This is a genomic window from Ruegeria sp. K11 (assembly GCF_056531905.1).
This window is the reverse complement of sequence record NZ_JBQFMP010000004.1, coordinates 324090-348606: the sequence shown is the minus strand read 5'-3', so window position 1 is coordinate 348606 and position 24517 is coordinate 324090. Positions and strand designations below refer to the sequence as shown.

At 58.1% G+C, this 24517-nt stretch carries 25 protein-coding genes and 1 riboswitch; of the genes, 20 read left to right on the top strand and 5 right to left on the bottom strand.

The window, feature by feature from the left end; translation table 11 throughout:
- Positions 1–10: 10 nt before the first annotated feature.
- The 7 genes from ACR0K4_RS08850 to ACR0K4_RS08820 all read left to right on the top strand — a co-directional run bounded on the left by ACR0K4_RS08850 (position 11) and on the right by ACR0K4_RS08820 (position 6367).
- Positions 11–745: a class I SAM-dependent methyltransferase gene (locus ACR0K4_RS08850; protein ID WP_480517350.1), complete on the top strand. Its 735-nt coding sequence runs from the start codon at positions 11–13 to the stop codon at positions 743–745.
- 301 nt (positions 746–1046) lie between these two features.
- The gene (locus ACR0K4_RS08845) at positions 1047–1607 is read left to right on the top strand and encodes a F0F1 ATP synthase subunit delta (protein ID WP_480853652.1); all 561 of its coding nucleotides are present in this window, start codon (positions 1047–1049) and stop codon (positions 1605–1607) included.
- Positions 1608–3146, top strand: a complete 1539-nt coding sequence (gene atpA / locus ACR0K4_RS08840; protein WP_480853651.1) for a F0F1 ATP synthase subunit alpha — start codon at positions 1608–1610, stop codon at positions 3144–3146.
- Between the two features lie 12 nt (positions 3147–3158).
- Complete coding sequence (locus tag ACR0K4_RS08835) at positions 3159–4037, top strand: F0F1 ATP synthase subunit gamma (protein ID WP_480853650.1); 879 nt, start codon at positions 3159–3161, stop codon at positions 4035–4037.
- 20 nt (positions 4038–4057) lie between these two features.
- Positions 4058–5482 (top strand): F0F1 ATP synthase subunit beta, encoded by a 1425-nt coding sequence (atpD, locus tag ACR0K4_RS08830; protein ID WP_480517358.1) that lies wholly within the window; start codon positions 4058–4060, stop codon positions 5480–5482.
- Between the two features lie 12 nt (positions 5483–5494).
- The gene (locus ACR0K4_RS08825; protein WP_480853649.1) at positions 5495–5905 is read left to right on the top strand and encodes a F0F1 ATP synthase subunit epsilon; all 411 of its coding nucleotides are present in this window, start codon (positions 5495–5497) and stop codon (positions 5903–5905) included.
- A gap of 111 nt (positions 5906–6016) precedes the next feature.
- Positions 6017–6367, top strand: coding sequence for an H-type lectin domain-containing protein (locus ACR0K4_RS08820; RefSeq protein ID WP_480853648.1), 351 nt, complete (start codon positions 6017–6019; stop codon positions 6365–6367).
- 62 nt (positions 6368–6429) lie between these two features.
- Here ACR0K4_RS08820 and ACR0K4_RS08815 read toward each other — a convergent pair whose 3' ends face one another.
- The 3 genes from ACR0K4_RS08815 to ettA form a co-directional block, all read right to left on the bottom strand.
- A complete protein-coding gene (locus ACR0K4_RS08815) occupies positions 6430–8286 on the bottom strand; it encodes an SLC13 family permease (protein WP_480853689.1) in 1857 nt (618 codons plus the stop codon).
- Positions 8287–8624: 338 nt separating this feature from the next.
- Positions 8625–8918, bottom strand: coding sequence for a hypothetical protein (locus ACR0K4_RS08810; protein ID WP_480853647.1), 294 nt, complete (start codon positions 8916–8918; stop codon positions 8625–8627).
- 82 nt (positions 8919–9000) lie between these two features.
- Positions 9001–10656, bottom strand: a complete 1656-nt coding sequence (gene ettA, locus ACR0K4_RS08805; protein ID WP_480853646.1) for an energy-dependent translational throttle protein EttA — start codon at positions 10654–10656, stop codon at positions 9001–9003.
- A gap of 138 nt (positions 10657–10794) precedes the next feature.
- Between ettA and ACR0K4_RS08800 the strand changes: the two genes are divergently transcribed.
- The 3 genes from ACR0K4_RS08800 to dacB all read left to right on the top strand — a co-directional run bounded on the left by ACR0K4_RS08800 (position 10795) and on the right by dacB (position 13464).
- Positions 10795–11265 (top strand): MOSC domain-containing protein, encoded by a 471-nt coding sequence (locus ACR0K4_RS08800; protein WP_480517367.1) that lies wholly within the window; start codon positions 10795–10797, stop codon positions 11263–11265.
- A gap of 32 nt (positions 11266–11297) precedes the next feature.
- Complete coding sequence (locus tag ACR0K4_RS08795; protein ID WP_480853644.1) at positions 11298–11918, top strand: nicotinate-nucleotide adenylyltransferase; 621 nt, start codon at positions 11298–11300, stop codon at positions 11916–11918.
- Positions 11919–11985: 67 nt separating this feature from the next.
- A complete protein-coding gene (dacB, locus tag ACR0K4_RS08790) occupies positions 11986–13464 on the top strand; it encodes a D-alanyl-D-alanine carboxypeptidase/D-alanyl-D-alanine endopeptidase (protein ID WP_480853643.1) in 1479 nt (492 codons plus the stop codon).
- Between the two features lie 2 nt (positions 13465–13466).
- On the opposite strand, the gene ACR0K4_RS08785 is transcribed toward dacB, so the two are convergent.
- The gene (locus tag ACR0K4_RS08785; protein ID WP_480517373.1) at positions 13467–13889 is read right to left on the bottom strand and encodes a tellurite resistance TerB family protein; all 423 of its coding nucleotides are present in this window, start codon (positions 13887–13889) and stop codon (positions 13467–13469) included.
- A gap of 191 nt (positions 13890–14080) precedes the next feature.
- Complete coding sequence (locus ACR0K4_RS08780) at positions 14081–15028, bottom strand: ornithine cyclodeaminase family protein (RefSeq protein WP_480853642.1); 948 nt, start codon at positions 15026–15028, stop codon at positions 14081–14083.
- Positions 15029–15380: 352 nt separating this feature from the next.
- On the opposite strand from ACR0K4_RS08780, the gene ACR0K4_RS08775 reads away from it, so the two are divergent.
- The 10 genes from ACR0K4_RS08775 to ACR0K4_RS08730 all read left to right on the top strand — a co-directional run bounded on the left by ACR0K4_RS08775 (position 15381) and on the right by ACR0K4_RS08730 (position 24501).
- The gene (locus ACR0K4_RS08775; RefSeq protein WP_480853641.1) at positions 15381–16955 is read left to right on the top strand and encodes a lysine--tRNA ligase; all 1575 of its coding nucleotides are present in this window, start codon (positions 15381–15383) and stop codon (positions 16953–16955) included.
- 48 nt (positions 16956–17003) lie between these two features.
- Positions 17004–17405: a DUF4864 domain-containing protein gene (locus ACR0K4_RS08770; protein ID WP_480853640.1), complete on the top strand. Its 402-nt coding sequence runs from the start codon at positions 17004–17006 to the stop codon at positions 17403–17405.
- 142 nt (positions 17406–17547) lie between these two features.
- Positions 17548–19833: a glycosyl hydrolase family 28-related protein gene (locus tag ACR0K4_RS08765; protein ID WP_480853639.1), complete on the top strand. Its 2286-nt coding sequence runs from the start codon at positions 17548–17550 to the stop codon at positions 19831–19833.
- 132 nt (positions 19834–19965) lie between these two features.
- Positions 19966–20292: an antibiotic biosynthesis monooxygenase family protein gene (locus ACR0K4_RS08760; protein ID WP_480517382.1), complete on the top strand. Its 327-nt coding sequence runs from the start codon at positions 19966–19968 to the stop codon at positions 20290–20292.
- Positions 20293–20356: 64 nt separating this feature from the next.
- Positions 20357–20764, top strand: coding sequence for a universal stress protein (locus ACR0K4_RS08755; protein ID WP_480517384.1), 408 nt, complete (start codon positions 20357–20359; stop codon positions 20762–20764).
- Between the two features lie 102 nt (positions 20765–20866).
- A complete protein-coding gene (locus ACR0K4_RS08750; protein ID WP_480853638.1) occupies positions 20867–21313 on the top strand; it encodes an excalibur calcium-binding domain-containing protein in 447 nt (148 codons plus the stop codon).
- Between the two features lie 85 nt (positions 21314–21398).
- Positions 21399–21609: riboswitch (cobalamin riboswitch) on the top strand.
- A 205-nt stretch (positions 21610–21814) separates the two neighbouring features.
- Positions 21815–21952 (top strand): hypothetical protein, encoded by a 138-nt coding sequence (locus ACR0K4_RS08745; protein ID WP_480517388.1) that lies wholly within the window; start codon positions 21815–21817, stop codon positions 21950–21952.
- Positions 21952–22710, top strand: coding sequence for a metal ABC transporter ATP-binding protein (locus ACR0K4_RS08740; RefSeq protein ID WP_480517390.1), 759 nt, complete (start codon positions 21952–21954; stop codon positions 22708–22710). Before ACR0K4_RS08745 ends, ACR0K4_RS08740 begins: the two co-directional genes overlap by 1 nt.
- The gene (locus ACR0K4_RS08735) at positions 22703–23605 is read left to right on the top strand and encodes a metal ABC transporter permease (protein ID WP_480517392.1); all 903 of its coding nucleotides are present in this window, start codon (positions 22703–22705) and stop codon (positions 23603–23605) included. The genes ACR0K4_RS08740 and ACR0K4_RS08735 overlap by 8 nt, the downstream gene beginning before the upstream one ends.
- On the top strand, positions 23602–24501 hold the full coding sequence (locus ACR0K4_RS08730) for a metal ABC transporter solute-binding protein, Zn/Mn family (protein ID WP_480853637.1): 900 nt from the start codon (positions 23602–23604) through the stop codon (positions 24499–24501). The genes ACR0K4_RS08735 and ACR0K4_RS08730 overlap by 4 nt, the downstream gene beginning before the upstream one ends.
- Positions 24502–24517: the final 16 nt, after the last annotated feature.

Here is a 24517-nt window from a genome sequence, read left to right as displayed (position 1 = left end):
GGTGTCCGCAATGCATCTTGATGTGCAGGATCTGAGGAATTTCTACTATCGCAGCACGTTGGGACGTGCGGCGCAGGCGGCGATCCGGGGCCGGTTGATCGAGCTGTGGCCCGAGGCAAAAGGGCAGACCGTGGCTGGATTCGGATTTGCGGTGCCCCTGTTGCGCCCTTTCCTCGCAGATGCGCGCCGGGTGATTGGTTTGATGCCGGGGCCGCAGGGTGTGATGCCCTGGCCTGCAGGAATGCCAAATGTGTCGGTCCTGACGGAAGAGACACTCTGGCCGATCGAAACCGGTCATGTGGACAAGCTGGTCGTGATGCACGGGCTTGAGACGTCAGAGCGGCCCAGCAAGGTGCTGGAAGAATGCTGGCGGGTGCTGGGGCCGGGCGGCAAGGCGCTGTTCGTGGTGCCCAACCGGGCCGGTCTTTGGTCACGCTCGGACCGCACACCATTCGGGTTCGGGCGGCCGTATTCGGCATCGCAATTGGAGAACCAGCTTCGCGCGCACCATTTCCTGCCCGAGGGCCATTGCTCGGCCCTTTACATGCCACCTTCCTTTCGCCGCTTCTGGCTGAAATCGGGTAATCTGATCGAAAAAACCGGACAGCGGGTGCCAACCGTTATGGCGGGTGGCGTTCTGATGGTTGAGGTCAGCAAACATATTCGCCCCCCAAGCGGCAGCGTTACGAAGGATAAGTCCAGGCGACCCATAAAGGCGCTGGATGGATTGCTGAAACCTGCCTGACAATTGGGCCTTTTGGCGCGCGCGAATTGCGGGAAAAAAGTCACAGGAATCGCAAAAACCTGCATATTCGTAACATTTTTCAACTGAGCCAACCGGTCCAAAGGGTCGCACTTGATGTAACTGTCTGAAAGTTAACGGTTTGTGGATAAGTATGTTACCGCTATAGCGTATTGCTAGGTTGGAATACCTCTGCTACATCCCCGGTGATTTTGATCCCCGCCCTTTATGGACGGGGTTTCCTCACGCCCCAAGGTAGCGGCCGCTACTCAAAATCGGGGCCTCAAATATCGGAAGGGTGGACGTGTCCGAACCAGCTTCGATTTCCACAGGCATCGCCGAGCGCTATGCCACGGCGATCTTCGAGATCGCGAAAGAGAATAATGACCTTGCAGGTCTGGAAACCGGAATCAACGATCTGGCAGCAGCATTGGGCGACAGCGCCGAGCTGCGCGACCTGATCGCTTCGCCTCTGGTTTCGCGCGCCGAGCAAGAGGGCGCAATCACCGCAGTTGCAGACAAGATGGGCCTGAACGCCATCCTGCGCAACACGCTGGGTCTGATGGCGCAGAAACGCCGCCTGTTTGTGGTGCCGCAACTGGTGCAGGTTCTGCGCGACATGCTGGCCGACGAGCGTGGCGAAGTGACCGCCGATGTCGCCTCGGCCAAGGCGCTGACCAAGACCCAACTGGATAAACTGTCCAAAACGCTGTCCGAGCGTGTGGGCAAGATCGTGACAATCAATGCGACCGTGGATGAAAGCCTCATCGGCGGTCTTGTCGTTAAAGTGGGCTCGAAAATGATCGATAGCTCGATCCGTTCGAAGCTGAACTCCCTACAGAATGCAATGAAAGAGGTCGGATAAATGGGAATCCAAGCTGCAGAGATTTCTGCAATCCTGAAGGACCAGATCAAGAATTTTGGTCAGGAAGCCGAAGTGGCCGAGATCGGCCGCGTGCTGAGCGTCGGTGACGGGATTGCCCGTGTATACGGCCTGGACAATGTGCAAGCCGGTGAAATGGTCGAATTTCCCGGTGGCATCATGGGCATGGCGCTGAACCTGGAAAGCGACAACGTCGGTGTCGTTATCTTCGGTTCCGACCGTGACATCAAAGAAGGTGACACCGTCAAGCGCACAAACTCGATCGTGGACGTTCCGATCGGTGACGAGCTGCTGGGCCGCGTTGTTGACGGTCTGGGCAACCCGCTGGACGGCAAGGGCCCGATCAACGCGTCGAAGCGTGGCGTTGCAGACGTCAAAGCGCCGGGCATCATCCCGCGTAAATCGGTGCACGAGCCGATGGCAACCGGTCTGAAATCGGTTGACGCGATGATCCCGATTGGCCGTGGCCAGCGGGAACTGATCATTGGTGACCGTCAGACCGGTAAAACCGCTGTGGCTCTGGACACCATCCTGAACCAGAAAACCTACAACGACGCGGCAGGCGACGACGAGTCGAAGAAACTGTACTGCATCTACGTGGCCGTTGGTCAAAAGCGTTCGACCGTTGCGCAGCTGGTGAAGAAACTGGAAGAATCCGGTGCGATTGAATACTCGATCGTTGTGGCCGCGACCGCGTCCGACCCGGCACCGATGCAGTTTCTGGCGCCTTACTCGGCGACCGCGATGGCAGAATACTTCCGCGACAACGGCCGCCACGCGCTGATCATCTATGATGACCTGTCGAAACAGGCTGTGTCCTATCGTCAGATGTCGCTGCTGCTGCGCCGTCCGCCCGGACGTGAAGCTTATCCGGGTGACGTTTTCTACCTCCACTCGCGCCTGCTGGAGCGTTCGGCGAAGCTGAACGAAGATTTCGGTGCTGGCTCGCTGACCGCTCTGCCGGTTATCGAAACGCAGGGTGGCGACGTTTCGGCGTTTATTCCGACCAACGTGATCTCGATCACCGACGGTCAGATCTTCCTGGAAACCGAACTGTTCTATCAGGGTATCCGTCCTGCTGTGAACACCGGTCTGTCGGTTTCGCGTGTGGGTTCTTCGGCTCAGACCGATGCGATGAAATCGGTTGCTGGTCCGGTGAAACTGGAACTGGCGCAGTACCGCGAAATGGCGGCCTTTGCGCAGTTCGGGTCTGACCTCGACGCCGCAACCCAGCAGTTGCTGAACCGTGGTGCGCGTCTGACCGAGCTAATGAAACAGCCGCAGTATTCGCCGCTGACCAACGCTGAAATCGTCTGCGTCATCTTCGCGGGCACCAACGGTTACCTCGACAAGATCGACGTCAAGGATGTTGGCCGCTATGAGGCCGGTCTGCTGTCGCACCTGCGCGGCAAGCACGCTGACCTGCTCAAGTGGATCACCGACGAAGATCCCAAGGTCAAAGGCGATGCGTCCGACAAGATCAAGGCAGCGATCGACGAATACGCCGCGACCTTTGCTTGATAGGGGGTTCCGATGCCTAGTCTGAAGGACCTTAAAAACAGGATCGAGTCGGTCAAATCGACCCGCAAGATCACCAAGGCCATGCAGATGGTCGCGGCCGCAAAACTGCGCCGCGCCCAGGAATCTGCCGAAGCCTCGCGCCCCTATGCCGAGCGGTTCAATGCCGTGATGGCGGGGCTGGCGGCGTCGGTCGGGGGCAGCGACAGCGCCCCCAAGCTGCTCCGGGGTACGGGCAGCGATGATGTCCATCTGCTGGTTGTCATGACAGCTGAACGCGGCCTGTGTGGCGGCTTCAACTCGAACATCGCCAAGCTCGCTCGTCAAAAGGCGGGAGAGCTGCGTGGCAAAGGCAAGACGGTCAAGATCCTGACTGTCGGCAAAAAAGGCCGTGACGCGCTCAAGCGCGATTTGGGCGATCTGTTCATTGGACATGTCGACCTGAGCGAGGTCAAGCGTATCGGGTACACCAATGCGCAAGACATCGCCAAGGACGTCCTGTCCCGCTTTGACGGGGGTGAGTTCGACGTTGCCACGATCTTCTACTCGAAGTTCGTCAACGTTGTGACCCAGATCCCGACGGCACAGCAGGTCATTCCCGCCTCGTTCGAGGACGAAGCGACAGGTGACGACAGCGGTGACGTGTTCGACTACGAGCCCAGCGAAGAGGCCATCCTGGCCGACCTGCTGCCCAAGGGGGTCGCGACCGCGATCTTCTCGGCTTTGCTCGAAAACGGAGCGTCTGAACAGGGTGCGCGGATGTCCGCAATGGACAACGCGACACGCAACGCGGGTGAGATGATCGACAAACTGACGATCCAGTTCAACCGTTCGCGTCAGGCCGTGATCACCAACGAGCTGATTGAAATTATTTCCGGCGCCGAAGCGCTGTAGAGACATACCGGAGACGAAACATGGCGAATGCAAAAGGCAAAGTCACACAGATCATCGGGGCCGTCGTCGACGTGCACTTCGAAGATCAGCTGCCTGAAATTCTGAACGCGCTGGAAACCACCAACAACGGCAAGCGCCTGGTGTTGGAAGTTGCTCAGCATCTGGGTGAAAACACCGTCCGCACCATCGCGATGGACGCAACCGAAGGTCTGGTCCGTGGCGAGGCCGTCACCGACACCGGTTCTCCGATCTCGGTTCCGGTTGGGAACGCCACGCTGGGCCGCATCCTGAACGTGGTCGGCGAGCCGATCGACGAAAAGGGCCCGGTTGAAGCGTCTGAGGCCCGTGCCATCCACCAGCCTGCACCCGAGTTCGACGAACAGTCGACCGAGTCGGAAATCCTGGTGACCGGCATCAAGGTTGTTGACCTGCTGGCCCCCTACGCCAAAGGCGGTAAGATCGGTCTGTTCGGCGGTGCCGGCGTTGGTAAAACCGTTCTGATCATGGAACTGATCAACAACATCGCAAAAGTGCACTCGGGCTTCTCGGTGTTTGCGGGTGTTGGCGAACGGACCCGTGAAGGGAACGACCTGTATCACGAGATGATCGAATCGAACGTGATTAAGCCCGACAACCTGTCGGAATCGCAGGTTGCGCTGGTTTACGGCCAGATGAACGAACCTCCGGGAGCGCGTGCGCGTGTTGCTCTGACCGGTCTGACGCTGGCCGAGCAGTTCCGTGACCAGTCCGGTACCGACGTTCTGTTCTTCGTCGACAACATCTTCCGCTTTACGCAGGCGGGTTCCGAGGTTTCGGCTCTGCTGGGTCGTATTCCTTCGGCTGTGGGCTACCAGCCGACGCTGGCCACCGACATGGGCGCGCTGCAGGAACGCATCACCTCGACCAAGTCGGGTTCGATCACCTCGGTGCAGGCCATTTATGTTCCTGCGGACGACCTGACCGACCCCGCGCCGGCAACCTCGTTTGCGCACCTGGATGCGACCACCGTTCTGAACCGTGCGATCTCGGAAAAGGGTATCTACCCGGCTGTTGACCCGCTCGACTCGTCCTCGCGTCTGCTGGACCCCGCGATTGTGGGCGAAGAGCACTACGGCGTTGCGACCGACGTTCAGCAGATCCTCCAACGCTACAAGTCGCTGCAGGACATCATCGCGATCCTCGGCATGGACGAACTGTCGGAAGAAGACAAACTGACCGTTGCCCGTGCCCGTAAGATCGAACGCTTCCTGTCACAGCCCTTCGACGTTGCCGAAGTCTTCACCGGTTCGCCGGGCGTTCAGGTTCCTCTGGACGTGACCATCGCCTCGTTCAAAGCGGTTGTGGCTGGCGAATACGATCACCTGCCCGAAGCGGCCTTCCTGATGGTTGGCGGCATCGACGAAGTGATCGCCAAAGCGGAAAAGATGGCCGCAGAAGCCGCCTAAGGAGTATCCCTGATGGCAAACACGATGCAATTCGACCTCGTCAGCCCCGAGCGGAGCCTTGCTTCGCTTGAGGCCACCGCGGTCCAGCTTCCCGGCGCGGACGGGGACATGACGGCGATGCCCGACCATGCCCCCACCATCACCACGCTGCGCCCCGGTCTGCTGAAGGTTGAGGCACCCGCAGGAGCCAGCGAATACCTGGTCACCGGCGGGTTTGCCCAGATCAACGGCGACAGCCTGTCGGTTCTGGCTGAAAAGGCCATTCCGGTTGCCGAAGTGACCCGGTCGCATCTGGATGACCTGATCGCCGAGGCACGCGCTTCGCACGAGGCCGCAAAGGCCGGTGACGATCAGACCATCGTCGATGACGCTGCCAAGCTGCTGGCCGATATGGAAGCCCTTGGAACGCATATGAGCCTGTAAAGGTTCAGCTCATTCAATTTGAAACGGCCCTGCAATGCGGGGCCGTTTTTTTGTCGTGATTTTGACAGACGCGTGCGGTAAGAAGCAGAAATTCAATAATAAAGATAGCTGATGAAGACATTTGCCACCCATCCCATTGGTATCGACCAAGGTGAAGAAGTTCTGTTTTCCGAGTTTGCCGATGGTGGCGATATGTGGACAGGCGAAGGCCCGCGCGAACGTCGTGCGACGATACGCTTCTGTCAACCATTTCGGACCACACCCGTTGTCCAGATCGGCATTTCGCTATGGGACGTGGACACATCCACCGCTTTGCGGGCCGAGGTAAAGGCCGAGGAGGTCACGCTCGAGGGGTTTAGCGCAGTGTTCCGCACGTGGTCCGACAGCAGGATTGCGCGCATTCGGGTGACGTGGATGGCTCTTGGAGAGGTCGCGCATGAGGATGACTGGGACATTCTTTAGCGCGAGGCCGCAGGGGACAGCCTACTGAGACGTCTGCAGAGCGTCAGGCGGGCCTTTGATTGTCAAAAGATCAAATTCAGCATCACCAGCGATACGACCAAAAACAGAACGGTCATCACTCCGCCTGATCGAACAAAATCCGTAACCTTGTATCCGGCCGGTCCCATGATCAACGCATTCACCTGATGGGTTGGAATGATAAAGCTGTTCGATGTGGAAATCGCGACGGTCAGAGCGAATAGGGCCGGGTTGGCTCCGGCGGCGACCGCGATGGATACGGCCAGCGGAACAAGCAGAACCGTGGCCCCCACGTTTGACATTACCAGCGAGAATGCCGTTGCCAGAATCGCCACTCCGGCCTGAAGCGACCAGATCGGCCAGCCATCCAGAATGAGCATGATCTGTTGCGCTATCCATGCGGCTGTTCCGGTGTTCTGAACTGCCTGGCCCAGCGGGATCAGACAAGCCAGCAGAAACACGGTGTTCCAGCCTACGGCGCGATAGGCCTCATCCACGCTGAGGACACGACTCAGCATCATCCCGGCGGCACCGGTCAGCAGGCAAAGCGACAGGCGGATATCGGTGAACAGGATCATCGACAGGGAAATGGCAAAAAACGCCAGCGCCCATCCGACTTTTTGCGGCCGCAATTCGTCTTGAGGGAAGTCCGAAGTGACGACCACGAAATCCGGATCCCGCTTGATCCGCATCAGGTTGTCCCAGCGTGTATGCGCCACAAGCATGTCGCCAGCGTGGAACTCCTCAAGGCCAATCTGAGTGGATTCGTGATCTTCCGTTTCCACGTGGCTCAGCGTTTCTTCACCCCGATGAATGGCCAGCAACGACATACCGTAGGTTTTGCGAAACAAAAGCTCACGCGGGCATTTGCCGATCAACTTGCTGTCCGGTGTTACGACCACCTCGGCAATGCCCGCATTGGTTGGCGCGAATTCTTCGACGAACACGTCCAGATCGGGCAAGACGGTCAGTCCGTATTTCTGCGCGAACTCTTCGACAACCCAGCGACGGCCGACAATGGCAAGGCGGCACGGGGCGGCAATTTCCGCCGTGAGAACCTGAACCATGGATGTCTTGCCGCGATAGAAGGTCGAGATGATATACAGATGATTCTCGAAATTGATGTCAGCCAGGATTTGCCCGACCAGAGGGCTTTCCGCGGGCACCACGACCTCAAACACATCCGCCTTCAGGCCATAGACGCGCTGCAGATATTCTTGCGTGCCTTGTCCGGTGCCCGTACTGTCCTGCCCCGTTTCGCCGGGCAGAACCCACCGGCCCAGCAGCAGAAAATAGGCGATACCTGTCAGGATCAGAACCGCACCGATCGGTGTGACGGAAAACAGCCCAAAGGGTTGCATTTTCTGTTCCTCGGGCAAACCGTTATTGGCCGTCAGGATCAAATCGTTCAGCAGGATCAGCGGAGAGGACCCGACCATGGTCATGGTGCCCCCCAGAATGGCGCAGAACCCCATAGGCATCAGCAACCGCGACAATGGAATACCGGATCGGGATGAAATTCGGCTGACGACAGGCAGGAAAAGCGCAGCGGCCCCCACGTTCTGCATGAAAGACGAAATGACGCCGACGGTTCCGGACACGATGGGCAACACCCGGTTTTCGGCCTTGCCGCCATATTTCAAAATGACTGCCGCGACCTTGTTCATGATCCCGGTCTTGTCCAGACCGGCCCCCACGATCATCACCGCGATGATCGAGATCACGGCGTTCGAGGCAAAGCCGTCAAACAGATGCGGCACGTCCGCCAGATTTCCCAGACCGGGCGCATAGCTGAGCAACCCGATCAAAACCAGAACCAGAATGGCAGACAGGTCGATGCGGACAATTTCCGAGACAAACAGGAAAACGGTAAAAGCCAACAGGGCGCACACGACACCCATCTCAAACGTGAAAGTCAGTTGCTCCACAAGGCCACCCAATTCCTTTAGTAGCGAGTTTGACCTTTGATCCTAAGCAATTACGCGTGACTTGTCATGGGAATTTGAAGTCGCCTCTTTGGGCGGCTCTTGAGGTGAAATCCGCGTGGGTCGGGTTGATCTGAAATGGAGTTGTGGTGTTACCTCAGGAAAGGCCGGTGAACCCTAGGATTGGGTTTCACCCCGTCATTTGAGAGGTTGGAATTGGTTTGGCGCACGAGAACTGATAACTCGGATGTTCGGGTATGATCGTTGAATGAGTGATGGGGTGGAGCCCCATCCTACGTTTGTTGTCATTCATCTTACGGAGCGTCAGCAAGTGCTTCTGAAATACAGTCATCATGAATCGGGTTATGCCCAGCAGCGAGCATAGCAATCTTTGCATCGCGCTCCGATCTGGCCAGCAATAGGAATTCCTTGCCCATCGTTGTGAGCTTCCCAACCATACATTCGGCAAGAATTCGGTTCTGTGCCGACGTCATGTCATCTCTTGACAAGTAAAGCACATATTTCTCTTGCGCTGCAGCGTTGAGAGGATCGGCTGCAACTGAACCTGACGAAAGTAAAAGGATGCATCCCGTTCTTAGAATGTGCATGGCCTATCTATTGGTATCTATAGTCGAATTTCAAAACGTCCTGAGCCAAGGCCCACTGCTCCAGCGATGGTCCCCCAATCTATCACCGCGCAAACTTCTTATGCTTCATCCGCTTTGGCTCCAGCGCGTCCGGGCCTAGGCGGCGCTTCTTGTCCTCTTCGTAGTCTTCGAAGTTGCCCTCGAACCATTCCACATGGGCATCGCCTTCGAAGGCCAGAATATGCGTACAAATCCGGTCCAGGAAGAAGCGGTCGTGTGAGATGACCACGGCGCAGCCGGCGAAATCGACCAGAGCGTCTTCCAGCGCGCGGAGGGTTTCGACGTCCAGATCGTTGGTCGGTTCGTCGAGCAGCAGGACGTTGCCGCCCTCTTTCAGCAGGCGGGCCATGTGGACGCGGTTACGCTCACCGCCGGATAGCAGCGAGACTTTCTTCTGCTGGTCACCGCCCTTGAAGTTGAAGGACGAGCAATAGGCGCGGGAATTGACCTGCGCGTCGCCCAGCTGGATGATCTCGGCGCCGCCGGTGATCGCCTCCCACACGGTGTCATTGTCGGCAAGGTCGTCGCGGGACTGGTCGACATAGGACAGTTCGACCGTGTCGCCCAGCGTGATGGTGCCGCTGTCGGGTTGTTCCTGACCGGTGAGCATCTTGAACAGGGTCGATTTACCGGCACCGTTGGGGCCGATGACGCCGACAATGCCGCCGGGGGGCAGGGCAAAGTCCAGCCCTTCGATCAGTTGCTTGTCGCCCATGTGTTTCGACAGGCCCTCGACCTCGATCACCTTGCCGCCGAGGCGCTGGCCGTTGGGGATGACGATCTGGGCGCGCGTCAGCTTTTCGCGTTCGGACTGCTCGGCCAGTTCGTTATAGGCGTTGATCCGGGCCTTGGATTTGGCCTGACGGGCCTTCTGGCCCTGACGCATCCATTCCAATTCGCGCTGCAGGGTTTTCTGCTTGGACTTGTCCTCGCGGGCTTCGTGTTCGAGCCGTTTGGCTTTTTGTTCCAGCCAGGCAGAGTAGTTGCCCTCGTACGGAATGCCACGCCCACGGTCGAGTTCGAGGATCCAGCCGGTGATGTCATCCAGGAAATAGCGGTCGTGGGTGACGATCAGGATGGTGCCCTTGTAGTCGATCAGGTGCTGTTGCAACCAGGCGATGGTTTCGGCGTCCAGGTGGTTGGTCGGTTCGTCCAAGAGCAGCATGTCGGGCGCTTCGAGCAGCAGCTTGCAGAGCGCCACGCGGCGTTTCTCACCGCCCGAGAGGTTGGCGATGTTGGCATCGTCCGGCGGGCAGCGCAGCGCCTCCATGCTGACGTCGATCTGGCTGTCGAGGTCCCAGAGGTTCTGGCTGTCGATCTCGTCCTGCAGCTTGGCCATTTCGTCGGCGGTCTCATCCGAGTAGTTCATCGCCAGTTCGTTATAGCGGTCGAGGATCGCCTTCTTTTCCGCCACACCCAGCATGACGTTTTCACGCACGGTCAGGATTTCGTCCAGCTTTGGTTCCTGTGGCAAATAGCCGACCTTGGCACCTTCGGCGGCCCAAGCCTCGCCCGTGAAATCCTTGTCGAGGCCCGCCATGATCTTCATCAGGGTCGATTTACCGGCACCGTTGACGCCGACGACACCGATTTTCACGCCGGGCAGAAAGCTGAGGTGGATGTTTTCAAAGCACTTCTTGCCACCGGGATAGGTCTTTGAGACACCCTGCATGTGGTAGACATATTGATAGGCGGCCATGTCGCGTCCTCTGGGTCGGGGAAATTGAGTTAAAACGCTGGATATCCGAGCGAGGCGGGCGGGGCAAGCTGGTGGTTTTGTGATTCTTGGTGGCGCGAGGAGCCGTCTAAATCTGTTGTATCGCGAAAGGAGAAGAATTTGTCTGAGCTGGCAGAGTTGATCGCAGGTTGGGCACAACCGGGGCGGGTCGAATGGATCGGAGTGCGACCTGAACGGCGGGTGCAGATGCAAGCTGTTGGAACAAGCATCATCTCCGCAGATGGCGTGGAAGGCGACCGCGGTCGTGCGGGTAAGCGGGCGGTGACATTGATCCAGTACGAGCATCTGGCGGCGATTGGCTCTTATCTGGGGCGAGGGTCGGTTGCGCCGGAGGCCCTGCGGCGCAATCTGGTGGTTTCGGGGGTCAATCTGGCGGCGCTCAAGGGGCGGGAGGTGCAGGTGGGAGAGGCGGTTTTGCGGTTCACCGTGATCTGTGCACCCTGCAGCCGGATGGAAGAGGCTTTGGGCAAGGGGGGCTATTCTGCCGTGCGGGGGCATGGCGGGTGGTGTGCTGAAGTGGTGCGGCCCGGGCGGGTTGCGCTGGGCGATCTGGTGCAGCCGGTTGATTGACAACCAAGCGCAGTTCTGAACATCAGCAAGGGATGGAGCGTTTCCAAATCCCATATGCGCGGCCCGGGCAGGTCGTGGGGTTGTTCGGGGGGTCTTTTGATCCGCCGCATCAGGGCCATGTGCATGTCACGCGCGAGGCGATGAAGGCTTTTGGGCTGGATCGGGTGTGGTGGCTGGTGTCCCCTGGCAATCCGCTGAAGGAGCGCGGGCCTGCGCCGCTACAGCGGCGGGTAATTGCGGCGCGGGCGGTAATGGGTCATCCGCGGGTCGAGGTCACGGATATCGAGGCGCTGACGGGGACGCGGGCGACGGCGGATACGCTGGCCGAACTCAGACGGCTTTACCCGCGGGTGCGGTTCGTGTGGCTGATGGGGGCCGACAATCTGACGCAGTTTCATCGTTGGAAAAACTGGCGACAGATCATCAACAGCGCACCTGTAGGAGTGGTTGCGCGTCCGGGGGATCGGATTTCGGCCCGGATGTCGCCTGCCGCCCGCCTCTACGCAAAATACCGGATCGACGGACAGGCAAGGCATTTGTTGGGGCGTGCTCAGGCTCCGGCGTGGTGTTTTGTGAACGTGCCGATGGTTGACGTCAGTTCAACTGATCTTCGCAATCGCGGCATCTGGGCCGATGGGGTGTTGCCGGAATGACTCCCCTCTGCGCATAATCTTAATCCTGTGATTGTCTGGATTTAAGCTCTGGGATTTTATTTGCCCTATGGTCGAACGGTTTTCACGACGAAAGTTTCTGATGGGTCTTGGGGCCGTTGTAGCCCCATCCGCAGCACTGGCCGACGCGCCGCTGGTGTCTTTGCGTCCCCAGTTACGCGGCCCGAAGACAAGTGGTGCAGAACGGTTGATCCGCAATGCCGGGCTGCGCGGCGAGGTCGTCTTTGCTGTGGCCGACATCAATACCGGGACTGAGCTTGAGGCCTTTGGCGGAGATCGCGGATTGCCTCCGGCCAGTGTCGCCAAGGCCTTGACTGCGATGTATGCGCTGGATGTTCTGGGGCCTGATCATCGCTTTCAGACACGGCTGCTGGCTGATGGGCCCGTCGAGAACGGAGTTCTGAAAGGAGACCTGATACTGGCTGGTGGCGGCGACCCGCTGTTGGATACGGATGCGCTGGCTACAATGGCGGCCAATCTGCGCGAGGCCGGGATCATCGAAGTTCGTGGGGCGTTCAAGGTCTACGATGGGGCGCTGCCTTACGTGTTCAGCATTGACGCAGGCCAGCCCGATCATCTGGGATACAGTCCGGCGATCAGCGGGATGGCTCTGAATTTCAACCGCGTGCACTTTGAATGGAAGCGGGCGGGTACAAAATACGACGTCACTATGGATGCGCGCAGCGCCCGGTATGCGCCTGCGGTTGATATGGCGGCCATGACGCTCGAAAATCGCAAGGGCCCGATCTATACCTATCAGCCCAGCGCGAGGCAGGATCGCTGGACCGTCGCCCGAAGCGCGCTGGGCAATGGTGGCGCGCGTTGGTTGCCTGTGCGCAAACCGGCGCTGTACACGGGCGATGTGTTCCGGACGCTGGCGCGATCTAACGGCATCGTGCTTGGCCGCGTTCAGGTTACGCGGGAAGCGCCGCAGGGAACTGAGCTTGTCGTGCATCTCAGCGACCCGCTGGAGAGCATCCTGCGTGGGATGCTGAAATTCTCGACCAATATCACTGCTGAGATGGTTGGGTTGGCTGCTTCGATAGCGCGCGGTGCGAAGCCGCAAAACCTGACGGAGTCTGCCGCCGAAATGAACCGCTGGGCGGCCGAAACCTTCGGTGTGACAGGCATCGCCATGGTCGATCACTCGGGTCTTGGAGATAAGTCGCGCATGGCGCCGGGGGACCTGGTCAGAGCGTTGGTGGCCGCGCAGAAGGATGGGATGCTGCGGCCCTTGCTCAAGAATTACAGGCTTCTGGACAGTCAGGGACGACCCGTAAAAGACCATCCGATCAAGGTGGATGCAAAGACAGGGACGCTGAACTTTGTGTCCGGTCTGGGCGGATTCATTACCACGCCGGACGGGTCAGAACTGGCCTTTGCTATATTTACCGCAGATGTTGATCACCGCTCTACCATCCCGCGTGCACAGCGCGAACGACCCCCGGGTGCGCGCGGTTGGAACAACAGGTCACGCAGATTGCAGCGCGCGTTGATCGCGCGCTGGGGAACGCTGAGCGGAAGCTAGCCTCAGGTCGTGTGGCGTGCCCGCGCGCCGCGCTCGATGGCGGCGGCGTGAAGGCGGTCGATGTCCAGCTCGTGCCGGATTTCTTCCAGCAGGCGCAATTCCGTCTCGGCCAGAGAACCATCTGCGGCAGCCACATCACAGGCCAGCGCATAGGCGGTCTCATTGAGTCGCTCGGGCAGGCTGTCGCGGATCAGACCGAACAGCGCATCCAGACCTTCTTCCTGTTCGAACAGGTCGAACACAACCTGTGAAACGACGCGGATACGGTCGATGTCATAGCCCGCAAACACGGGCAGCATGTTGACCGCCCCTTCTATCTTGACCAATTCGGCTGTGCGGATGGTCTCGTCCGATGCTGAGATTGCGACCATGATCGCCACGAGGCAATCCTGCGGAGACATGGAGGGTGGGGTTTGCTGGGCCATGGGATCGTCCTGAACAAAAGGTCTTTGCGCGCACGATAGGAGGGGGTGCGGGGAGGTTCAACCGATTGTTTGGGGGCGGAGAAAGCGATCTGAGGGGCAAGGTTGTTCCGTATGTGACGTGATTGACGGCTTGGCGCCCAAAAGCAACCATTTCGACTTCTAATTCCAAAGTACATTTTATGTCTTTGGCCTCATTTCACGGGTATGTCGGCGGCCCGGCGTACCGCGAGAACCGAAGCAGCATAATCCCCCAATGAAATTCCTCTGAAAGCAAATGCCGCCGGTTTATTGCGCGCTCGGATATCGACTTTCCCAGTGACCAATTCCCCCAAATCGCCAGCAATTTGCTCGTATGGCAACATCGGCTTGTCGCTTTCCAGTTCCTGTTGTCGGTCGTCGACTATCACCGTTTCGAAAGCAGCCATGCCTGCCGGCATCCATGGAATGCAGATGTCTGTTATCGCCGCGAAGGCGGTCGGTTTCAGCCATCGGCCATCTAAGAAGGGTTCGATAGAGTAGTCCAAAGTTATCGATGTCACTATCAGATCGGCATCACACAAAGCGTCTTTGGCATTAGTGCACGATTCAGCTTCCAGCCCCAGTCCTCGAGCATAACGACAAAATTTGTCGACATTCTCTTTGCCTCGCCCGAACACGCGGATTCGTTTCAATGAAAAAAGTTCTGAAAACGCAGCAAGATGGGAGTGAGCTTGCACCCCCGCGCCCACAAAAGCCACGGTCTCGGCATGAGGGTCAGCAAGCCTACGCGCTGCCACCACTGACAGGGCAGCAGTTCTGATTGCCGTAATCCAATTCGCTCCCAAGACCGCGCGAAGTCGTCCGGTTTGTGCATCCATAACCATGATTGCACCGTTGATTGCGGGAAGTCCCCTCGCCGGATTTTGCGGACACAATGTGACCTGCTTGGTCACGATGAAATCATTATCTCCCATTGCCAAGGTAGACATTGCATAGCGTCCGTCTCCGGGCAGGATGACTGTTTTGGGAGAGGCTTGCAGCTTTCCTTCAACTTTGTCTATCAGAGCAGACTCAATGGCATCGGCAACTTCAGAAGGATGGATGCCCAAACCCCCGAGGTCCTCGTCAGACAGATAAATCAGCGCGTTCTCAGATGTCATGGCTTTCCTCACCTCAGCAATTTTGCTTTCTGACAAATACACTATTTTGGGCTGTTCTTCTTATCGGTTCACTTTCGCAGAAGAAAATTAAACGGTGACTTTCAATCGCCCGATTCAGGGCGCAAAAAAGGAAATGCGTCTTCATTTCCCAAGATTGTGAACCTTGCCGAACGGCAACTTCGTCCCGCGTTGCGGACATTTGCGAGGTAGGCCTAGCATCGAACAAATGTCACTCTGGCCTTTAGAGACACGAAAATTCCCACCCTTTATTGACTCATACTGCACCTGCACAATAACAGGGGCCGGTCCGGGTGCATGGGGTGTCCGGCGCTTATCCCGATGGAGCAAATCAATGTCCGACCTGCGTGAAACCGCGATGACGTCCAAGGCGTGGCCGTTTGAAGAGGCGCGGCGGTTGCTCAAACGGTACCAGAAGGGCGCGCCGGACAAGGGGTATGTGCTGTTTGAGACGGGGTATGGTCCCTCGGGCCTGCCGCATATCGGGACCTTTGGTGAGGTTGCGCGAACCACCATGGTCAAACGCGCGTTCGAGGCACTGTCGGATATCCCGACCAAGCTGATCTGCTTTTCGGACGATCTGGACGGGATGCGCAAGGTACCCAGCAATGTGCCGAATCCTGAGATTCTGGAGCAACATTTGCAGCGGCCTCTGACCTCGGTCCCTGATCCGTTTGGCGAATACCCGAGCTTTGGCGAACATAACAACGCGATGCTGCGGCGGTTCCTCGATACGTTCGGGTTCGAGTATGAGTTCTACTCGGCCAAGGAATTCTACGAATCCGGGCAGTTCGACGAGGTGCTCAAGCGCGCGGTCGAACGTTATGACGAGATCATGGCGATCATGCTGAAAAGCCTGCGCGAGGAGCGGCAGCAGACCTATTCGATCTTCCTGCCGCTGCATCCCGAAAGCGGGCGGGTGATGTATGTGCCGATGAAGAAGGTCTGTGCCGAGACCTATACCGTGACCTTCGATGACGAGACGGGCAAGGAGTGGACCGTTCCCGTCACCGGTGGCAACGTCAAGCTGCAGTGGAAGCCGGATTTTGGTGCGCGCTGGGCGGCGCTGGGCGTGGATTTCGAGATGTATGGCAAGGAACATGCCACCAACGAGAAGATTTACGACTCGATCTGCCGGGCTTTGGGCGGCCGCGCGCCCGAGCATTTCAGCTATGAGCTGTTCTTGGATGAGAACGGCCAGAAGATTTCGAAATCGTCAGGCAATGGCGTCTCGATTGACGAATGGCTGACATATGCGCCGACCGAGTCGCTGGCGTATTTCATGTATCAAAAGCCCAAGACCGCCAAGCGGATGCATTTCGATGTGATCCCGAAAGCCTATGATGAATATCATCAGCAGTTGCGGGCCTACCCCGGGCAGGACCTGAAGGCGCAGTTGAACAACCCGGTGTGGCATATACACGGTGGGGATGTGCCCGCATCCACGCTGATGGTGCCGTTTGCGATGCTGCTGAATCTGGCGTCTGTTTCGGGGGCCGAGGACAAAGAAGCGCTGTGGGGCTTTATCCGCCGTTATGCGCCCGAGGCCACGGCCGAGACGCATCCCGATCTGGATCAGGCGGCGGGTTTTGCGGTGCGCTATTTCAACGATTTCGTCAAACCGACGCGTCAGCATCGCGCACCGACGGATCAGGAGCGTGAGGCGCTGGAGGCGCTTCGGGCCGAGCTGGCGGCTTATGAAGGACCGATGGAAGACGAAGCGCTGCAATCGGTGGTCTATTCCATCGGGCGCGAGCGGTTTGATCCGATGCGCGGCTGGTTCACTGCGCTCTACGAAGTGCTGCTGGGTGCCAGCCAGGGGCCCCGTTTTGGCGGGTTCATCGCCCTTTATGGCGTGCCCGAGACGATTGCTCTGATCGACAAGGCACTGGCCGGGGAACTGGTCTGATTTGACCTGATCGCACATGGGGCTACCCTTCGGTCAGGAGGTGGCCCCATGCGTCGACTATTGCTTGCTGTATCGCTGAGCGCCGGATTGGCCTCGGGCGCGTATGCCCAGAACGCCGAGATCGAAGCCAATATCGCGGCGCAGATTCAGGCATTCAAGGCGGATGACTTTGCCACCGCCTTTACCTTTGCCAGTCCCAATATCCAGAACCTGTTCCGCACCCCGGACAACTTTGGGGCGATGGTGCGCAACGGCTATCCGATGGTTTGGCGCCCAGCGGATGTGCGGTTTCTCGAACTGCGCGAAGTGGCCGGAGCCTTGTGGCAGAAAGTCATGATTGTGGATGGCGAGGGCCGAGTACACATTCTGGATTACCAGATGGTGCAGCTGGAATCTGGTTGGAAGATCAACGGTGTACAATTGCTTAGCCAATCCGACCCGTCGGCATAGCGCAACAGGACCGTCACGGTGATATGAGCGGCGGTTAATTCCTTTTCGATACTCAGACTTTTGCGTTTCGGGGCATATCGCCCCGGCCACTGGGTTTTTGCGCGTTGCCCCTTGCTGCGGCGCGATTGGGAAAGGGATTTCTATGAACAAGGCAATCACCGACGGCATCGTGTTCATGACGCCTGCATTCGCGAACGGTCTGAATGTCTGGTCCAGCGGCGATGGCACGCCCGGATCGCCAACCTATGAAGGGTCGGGTTCGGGTGTTTTTGTCCCGGCCGATGCCGATTTCGCCGGTTGCCTGGAAATCTTCAAGACAGCCGCCACTCAGCAACTGCGGTATATGGGGCAAACTCAGCTTTTGCCGGGATGTTATTTGCAGATCAAGGCGCGGGTTAAAGCCATCAGTGGACCGTTGCCGTCCGTTCGAATTGCCGGCTGGGCCGGGGGCGCCGGTGATGTGCATGTTCCGGGATTGATCGAACAAGGACCGGCGACGCAGCTGACCGGATATGGCAGCGTCCATGAGATTACCGCCATTGTGGGAACCGGTCTGCGGCCCGGCGTGGACATGTCCTGGGGGGCATCGGCCATTTACGGGCATTTCGGGTTGGATATCGAGGGGGCAAACGGCGCGGTTGTCCGTGTCGATGATATCGAGATTTCAGATATCACACGTGTCTTTCTGCGCGACATGATCGGTGTGGTGGATGTGCGCGATTTCGGCGCGGTGGGTGATGGTACGACAGACGACTCGACGGCCTTCGAGGCTGCCGATCAGGTGGCAAATGGCCGTCGCGTTTACGTACCGCAAGGGGTGTTTCATCTGGCGCAGAACACGAGTCTCGTGTCGGAAATCGAGTTTGACGGCACCGTCACGATCCCGGATGACAAGATGCTGTTGCTGACAAAGAATTTTGATTTGCCAACGTATATCTCTGCTTTCGGAGACGAGGCCTTGGCCTTCAAGAAGGCGTTTCAGGCTTTGCTGAACAACTCGGACCATGAATCACTGGACATGGGTGGCCGCAAGATCTCGGTCGATGCGCCGATCGATATGGCGGCTGCTGTGCCGAACCGAACCGGTTATGCCACCCGGCGTGTCATTCGCAACGGTCAGTTTGACGTGAAAAGCAGCAGCGCCTGGGACACCAGCAGTTTCACCTCGGTTGCGACCTATGATCCAAATGATCCGTTCAAGCTGACCAATGTCGCCAATGTCGCCAACATCCCAGTGGGAGCGCAGGTGGAAGGCAGCGGAGTTGGTCGCGAAATCTACGTGCGTTCGAAAGATGACGCCGCTGGTGAAATTACCTTGAATGCACCAATTTATGATGCGGCAGGAACCCAGAACTTTACGTTCACCGCGTATCAGTATGTTCTGGATTTCAGCGGTTTCAGCGCGTTGCAGAAGTTCAACATGGAAGGAATTGAAATTCAATGCAATGGCCGGTGCAGTGCGATCCGGCTGGCCCCGTCCGGCAATACGTTTGTTCTGAAGAACTGTTTCATCAGCCGCCCGAAAGATCGCGGGATCACGTCCATCGGGACCGGTTGTCAGGGCATGCTGATCGACGGTTGCCAGTTCCTGTCTACCGAAGAAAGTCTGGACGTGGCAGATCGCAGTTCGATTGCGCTGAACAGCAACGCAAACGACGTGAAACTGCGTCACAACCGCGCCACCCGCTTTCATCACTTTGCGGTCTTGGGCGGCGACAACAACCTGGTCCTTGGAAACCACTTCTTTCAGGGCGATAACGTCACAAATGGCATTCGCAACGCGGGTCTGGTTCTGATTGGCGGTTATAACAGCTCGTCCGTTGCCGAGAATTACGTCGACAACTGCTTTATCGAGTGGACCAACGAACGGGACACCAACCCGGTTTATACAACCGGTTTCTCGTTCAGTGCGCTCAGTGTCACGGACAACATCTTCTATTCCAGCGATGTAGCACCCTGGTTCAGCTATTTTGTGGTGCGACCTTATGGCAGCGGTCACTATCTGAACGGCGTGACGGTGACCGGGAACAAGTTCCGTGTGAACAACGTCAATATTGACCGGGCCGAGCGGGTGGATACCAGTTTCGCCGACCTCAATCACGACCGGCACGTGAACGTTGCGTTTGAAAACAACACCTTCCACAAAATTACCACTCCGTGTGCAAACCCGCTGCGCATTCGACATTCGCAAAACTCGACCTCGTCCGCGTGGCTGATCAATTCGCAGGGTCGGTTGCCCTTTGGCGCCAAGGCGCGGGGTTGTGATGCAGTGGTGACCCTTGGTGCTCTGAAAACCGTTCTGAACAGGACGCTTTACGGCACCCCATATGTTGAACTGAATCAGGGGACAGGTCAGAGCAATGTCCGGCTGCGGTGGTCCGAGGCGGTGAAAGGCACGGCTTCGGTGACTATGCGGATGGAGCGATAGAGGCGAAACCGGTTGACCGCAGCGTGTGCTGCGGTCAGCTTTTTTGCCGGAATTTCAATCACAAAGTTTTGCAGTTTATGATTGCCTGAGGAAATCTTGTGTTAGTCTCGAAGCCGAGACAGGAGAATCCAGATGCCCAAGATTTCCAAAGACAACACTACTCAGACCGTTATCACTACATTTGAAATGACCCCCGGAACCTGCCAAGATTTGCTTGAGGCACTAACAGATGCTTACGCGGAATTTATTTCAAAGCAGCCTGGCTTTATTGCGGCCGGATTGCATGTGAACGATGCGCAGACGCGGATCGCAAATTATTCACAGTGGGCACGGCGCGAGGATTTTCTGGCAATGCTGCGCACCTCAGAGATGCGGGATCGCAATCGCAAAATCAATGAACTTTGCAAGAGCTTTGAGCCGGTCATGTACGATGTCGCTGAAACATTTGGCGAATCCTGACCTGGATCAAAGCCGAATATCGAAATCGAGGCCAGGATAAGCGTGTAATCACGGAGGCCTCATTATGTATCACAAGATTCTTGTCCCCATCTCATTTGACGCAACGCGGGATATTTCAGGGCCGATCAAGCTGTCACGGCTTCTTGCGACACCTGAGGCCGAGATTATACTTTTGCATGTGGTCGAACACATCCCGGATTATGCAATTTCGTATATGCCGGCTGAATACCTGAGCCAGGCCCGCAAGGCCATTCAGGATGAGCTTGACAAGCTGGCAGCCGATTTGCCCAACGCGCATGGATTGGTGGTCGAGGGGCATTCCGGGCGCACCATTCTGGATTGGGCCCAAGCGAACAAACCGGACCTGATCATCATGGCATCTCATCGTCCGGGCATGCAGGATTTGCTGCTTGGCTCCACTGCGGCGCATGTGGTGCGGCACGCCGCTTGTGCCGTCCATGTCGTGAGATAAACGCCCGTTCGCAAGCTTAGATGGCCTGAAAGATCGTGCGTTTCAGGCTCTTGTCACGCGTTGGCCTCGGCTTTGCCACATATCTGCGGTAGGGCTGGCGGTATGTCAGCCGATACCCATCCAGATCAGCAATCAGGTAAGACCCGCCGGGCGACAAAACGTCAAAGGCGTGCGGACAAAACGCGTCGCAAGGCATTGTCGCCTTTTCGTATCCTATTCATGATCATGGCCTTGCCGCTGAGCACCGGGCTTATAGCGATCGGAGTTTACATGCGGGTCAGCGAATACAACCGTGAAGGCGCAGTGATCCACCTGATCGCGATGGCAGGGTGCGATGCAGCGGCATCGATGGGAATTGGTCCGTTTTATGAAGGCGGGCCCGGGTATCACCTTCGAAACGATCCCGACCAGGACGGGGTGGCCTGTGAACGCAACGGGCTTGGGGATGAGCGAATCGCCGTCCCGCCAGGTACAAGTGCTGACCGATCACAGCCAACGCCTGCGCCTGGTCAGCGCACTGTCGGAACGGCCAAATTCCTCAGACCATAAGGGCGACAGCTTGCTGATCGGTGAGGGGTTGTAAGCAATTAACCACTTCGTGTTAGATCGGGCTCTTGTCAAATCAACCCCTTTCGTGTTTTGTCACCGCGATGGTTCCTAACCGCAGATTGCGGGACGGGATAAAAGGGAATACGGTGCGGTCGGTTTCATCGACCAAATCCGTGACTGCCCCCGCAACTGTAGGCGGTGAGCGACCCGAGATCGTCCACTGGGCATTGGCCTGGGAAGGATCGGGACAGCGTTGACCCGCAAGTCAGGAGACCTGCCATCCGATAAATAACGAACCTGGGCGGGGTGTCCCAGAGGGGAATGACAGTGTTTCATGCGGCGTCGCCGTACAAAACTTTGCACTCGCCTCACCCTGATCCGAACCGAGGAGGCGAAGTCTTTGCCGATGAAAAACCCAGTTGTCCGACCCCGCGAATCCTGTGGGGTGTGTTTGGCCGAACCTGCGCGGCGCCACGGTGACACGGGCTGCGGAGTGGCCCGATGACCCGGCGCGTGCGTGACCTGAACCCGGACATGCCTCAAGGTCGCTGTTTCACAGAATTCAGCGTACCGGTGCTGGTCGCAGGGGCGTTGGCGCTTTCGGCGGTGTTGTGGCTTGCCATTTATGCGGTGATCTGATGTCGGCTGTTCTTCAAATTCGCGATCTGACGCTGGGATACCGGGATCTGACGCTGTTCCATCGCCTGTCCATGGACATCGAGGCAGGGACTACGCTGGCGGTGCTGGGTGCCAACGGAGCGGGCAAAAGCACATTCGTAAAGATGCTGCTGGGTCTGATGGACCCGTTGTCTGGCAGCCTGAACTGGCCCAACGGACGCCCTCGTGAAATTGGCTATCTCGCGCAGATGACCGAGTTCGACCGGCGCTTTCCCATCCGCGTCCGCGACCTTGCCGCGATGGGCGCGTGGCGGGGCTTTGGCTTCCGGACCGGGCTGGATGCCGCGGCGCGCGCGCGGATGACCGAGGCTCTGGACGAAGCCGGGGTGCTGGACATCGCGGATCGCCCTCTTCACATGCTGTCCGGTGGTCAGCTTCAGCGGGCCTTGTTTGCGCGGGTCATCATGCAGGACGCCCCGCTGATCTTGCTGGACGAACCCTTTGCGGCGGTCGATCAAAGCACCGAAGCCCATCTGTTGTCGATTATCCGCCGGTGGCGCGACGAAGGACGTGCTGTTGTGCTGGTGGTGCACGATCTGTCTTCGGTCCTGGATCATTGCAGCCACGCGTTGCTGCTGGGCGGGCAAGAGGCCACGCATGGTCCCGTCAACGATGTACTGACCCCTGACAGGCTGGTCGCTCAGGGATATCTGTCGGAAAGCCAGGCCTCGTGGATGTTCCGGGGTGACCCAGCAAAAACGGAGCCTGCGCATGTTTGATCTTATCAGTGAAATGTGGGGTTTTGCATTCATGCGCCGCGCATTTGTCGCGACCACGGTGCTGTCAGCCTCGGTCGCCCCCGTCGGCGCGTTTCTGGTCCTGCGTCGCCTGTCTCTGGCAGGAGAGGCGATGGCCCATGCGATCACGCCCGGCATCGTAATCGGTTTCGTGACGGCAGGTCTGTCGGTCATGTCGCTGCTGGTCGGAGGGCTGATTGCGGGCGTGGGCGTTGCCCTGCTGACCGCGATGCTGGCGCGCCGTACCATCCTGCGCAGCGATGCCAGCCTTGCCTCGCTGTATCTGATCGCTCTGGCGGTGGGTATCTTCATCCTGTCGGCGGCAGGGTCTGCGGTTCCATTGAAGAGTTTCCTTTTCGGCTCGATCCTAGGCATTGATGATGCGTCCATGCTGCTTGTCGGGGGTGTGGCGACTGTTACGCTGGTCTCGTTCGCGGTGCTGCTGAGGCCCCTGATCGTTAGCACCTGCGATCCGGTCTTTTTTGAAACCCAGACGCGGCGGCCATGGCTGGTCGATCAGGGCTTTATGCTGCTGTTGGTCCTGAACCTGCTGGCGGCGTTCAAGACACTGGGCACTCTGATGGCGGTGGGTCTGATGATCCTGCCGGCGACCGCTGCGCGCTATTGGGCCAGCACGATCACCGGGCAGCTGGTGTTGGGCTTTATCTTCGCTCTCGCAAGCTGCTGGATCGGATTGACCCTGTCATACCTGTTCCCTGAAACCCCGTCCGGCCCGGCCATTGTGCTGGTTGCGGGCAGCTTTTTCCTGATCTCGGCCATTTTTGGGCCGCTTGGCTTTGGCAGACGGCCGCGCAAGACGTCTGTTCCAAAAGACACTCCGGTTGCGCAAATTCAACATGAAGAGAGAGCACAATGACTCTTGTTAAGTCCCTCTATGCCGGCATTGCGTCGGTGTCGTTTGCTCTGGCCGCATTTCCGGCCTTGGCTGCTGAAGATGACGTGAAGATCGTCGCCAGCTTCTCGATCCTCGGTGACATGGTGGAAGAGGTGGTGGGCGATCTGGCCACTGTCACAACCATTGTGGGCCCCGATGCCGACGCGCATGTGTACCAGCCATCGGTCGCCGATGCCCGTGCAGTGGCCGAGGCGGATATCATTTTTGTAAATGGTTTGGGCTTTGAGACATGGTCTGACACTCTGATCGCGGAATCAGGTACCGAAGCCGTGGTGCATGTCGCAACCGATGGCGTCACGCCGGTTACGGTTGACGGCGAGATCGACCCCCATGCCTGGAATGCGTTGTCGAATGGTGTGATCTATGTGACCAATGTCGCGGCCGCCATGACAGAGGCCATGCCCGAGCATGCCGACCAGATTGCAACCAACGCCAATGCTTATATTGCCGAGCTTGAAGCGCTGGATGCCGAGACCAAGGCGAAACTGGCAGACCTGCCCAAGAACCGCCGCACCGTTGTGACCGCTCATGACGCGTTTGGTTATCTGGCCGATGCTTATGGCCTGACTTTTCTGGCCCCTGTCGGGATCGATACCGAGGCCGAGCCCTCGGCCCGTGATCTGGCTGTTCTGATCGATCAGTTGAAAGCGGAAGGTGCAGCGGCGCTGTTTGTCGAAAACATCACCAGCCCCGCGCTGGTCGAACAGATTTCGTCGGAAACGGGCATCGTGATTGGTGGGCGTCTGTTTTCGGATGCGCTGTCGGAACGCGGCGGCCCGGCGACAAGCTATCTTGCGATGTTCCAGCACAACCTTGGTACATTGCTGGATGCACTGGCGCACGAAACAGCAAGCTGATTGGAAACCAAAGGGC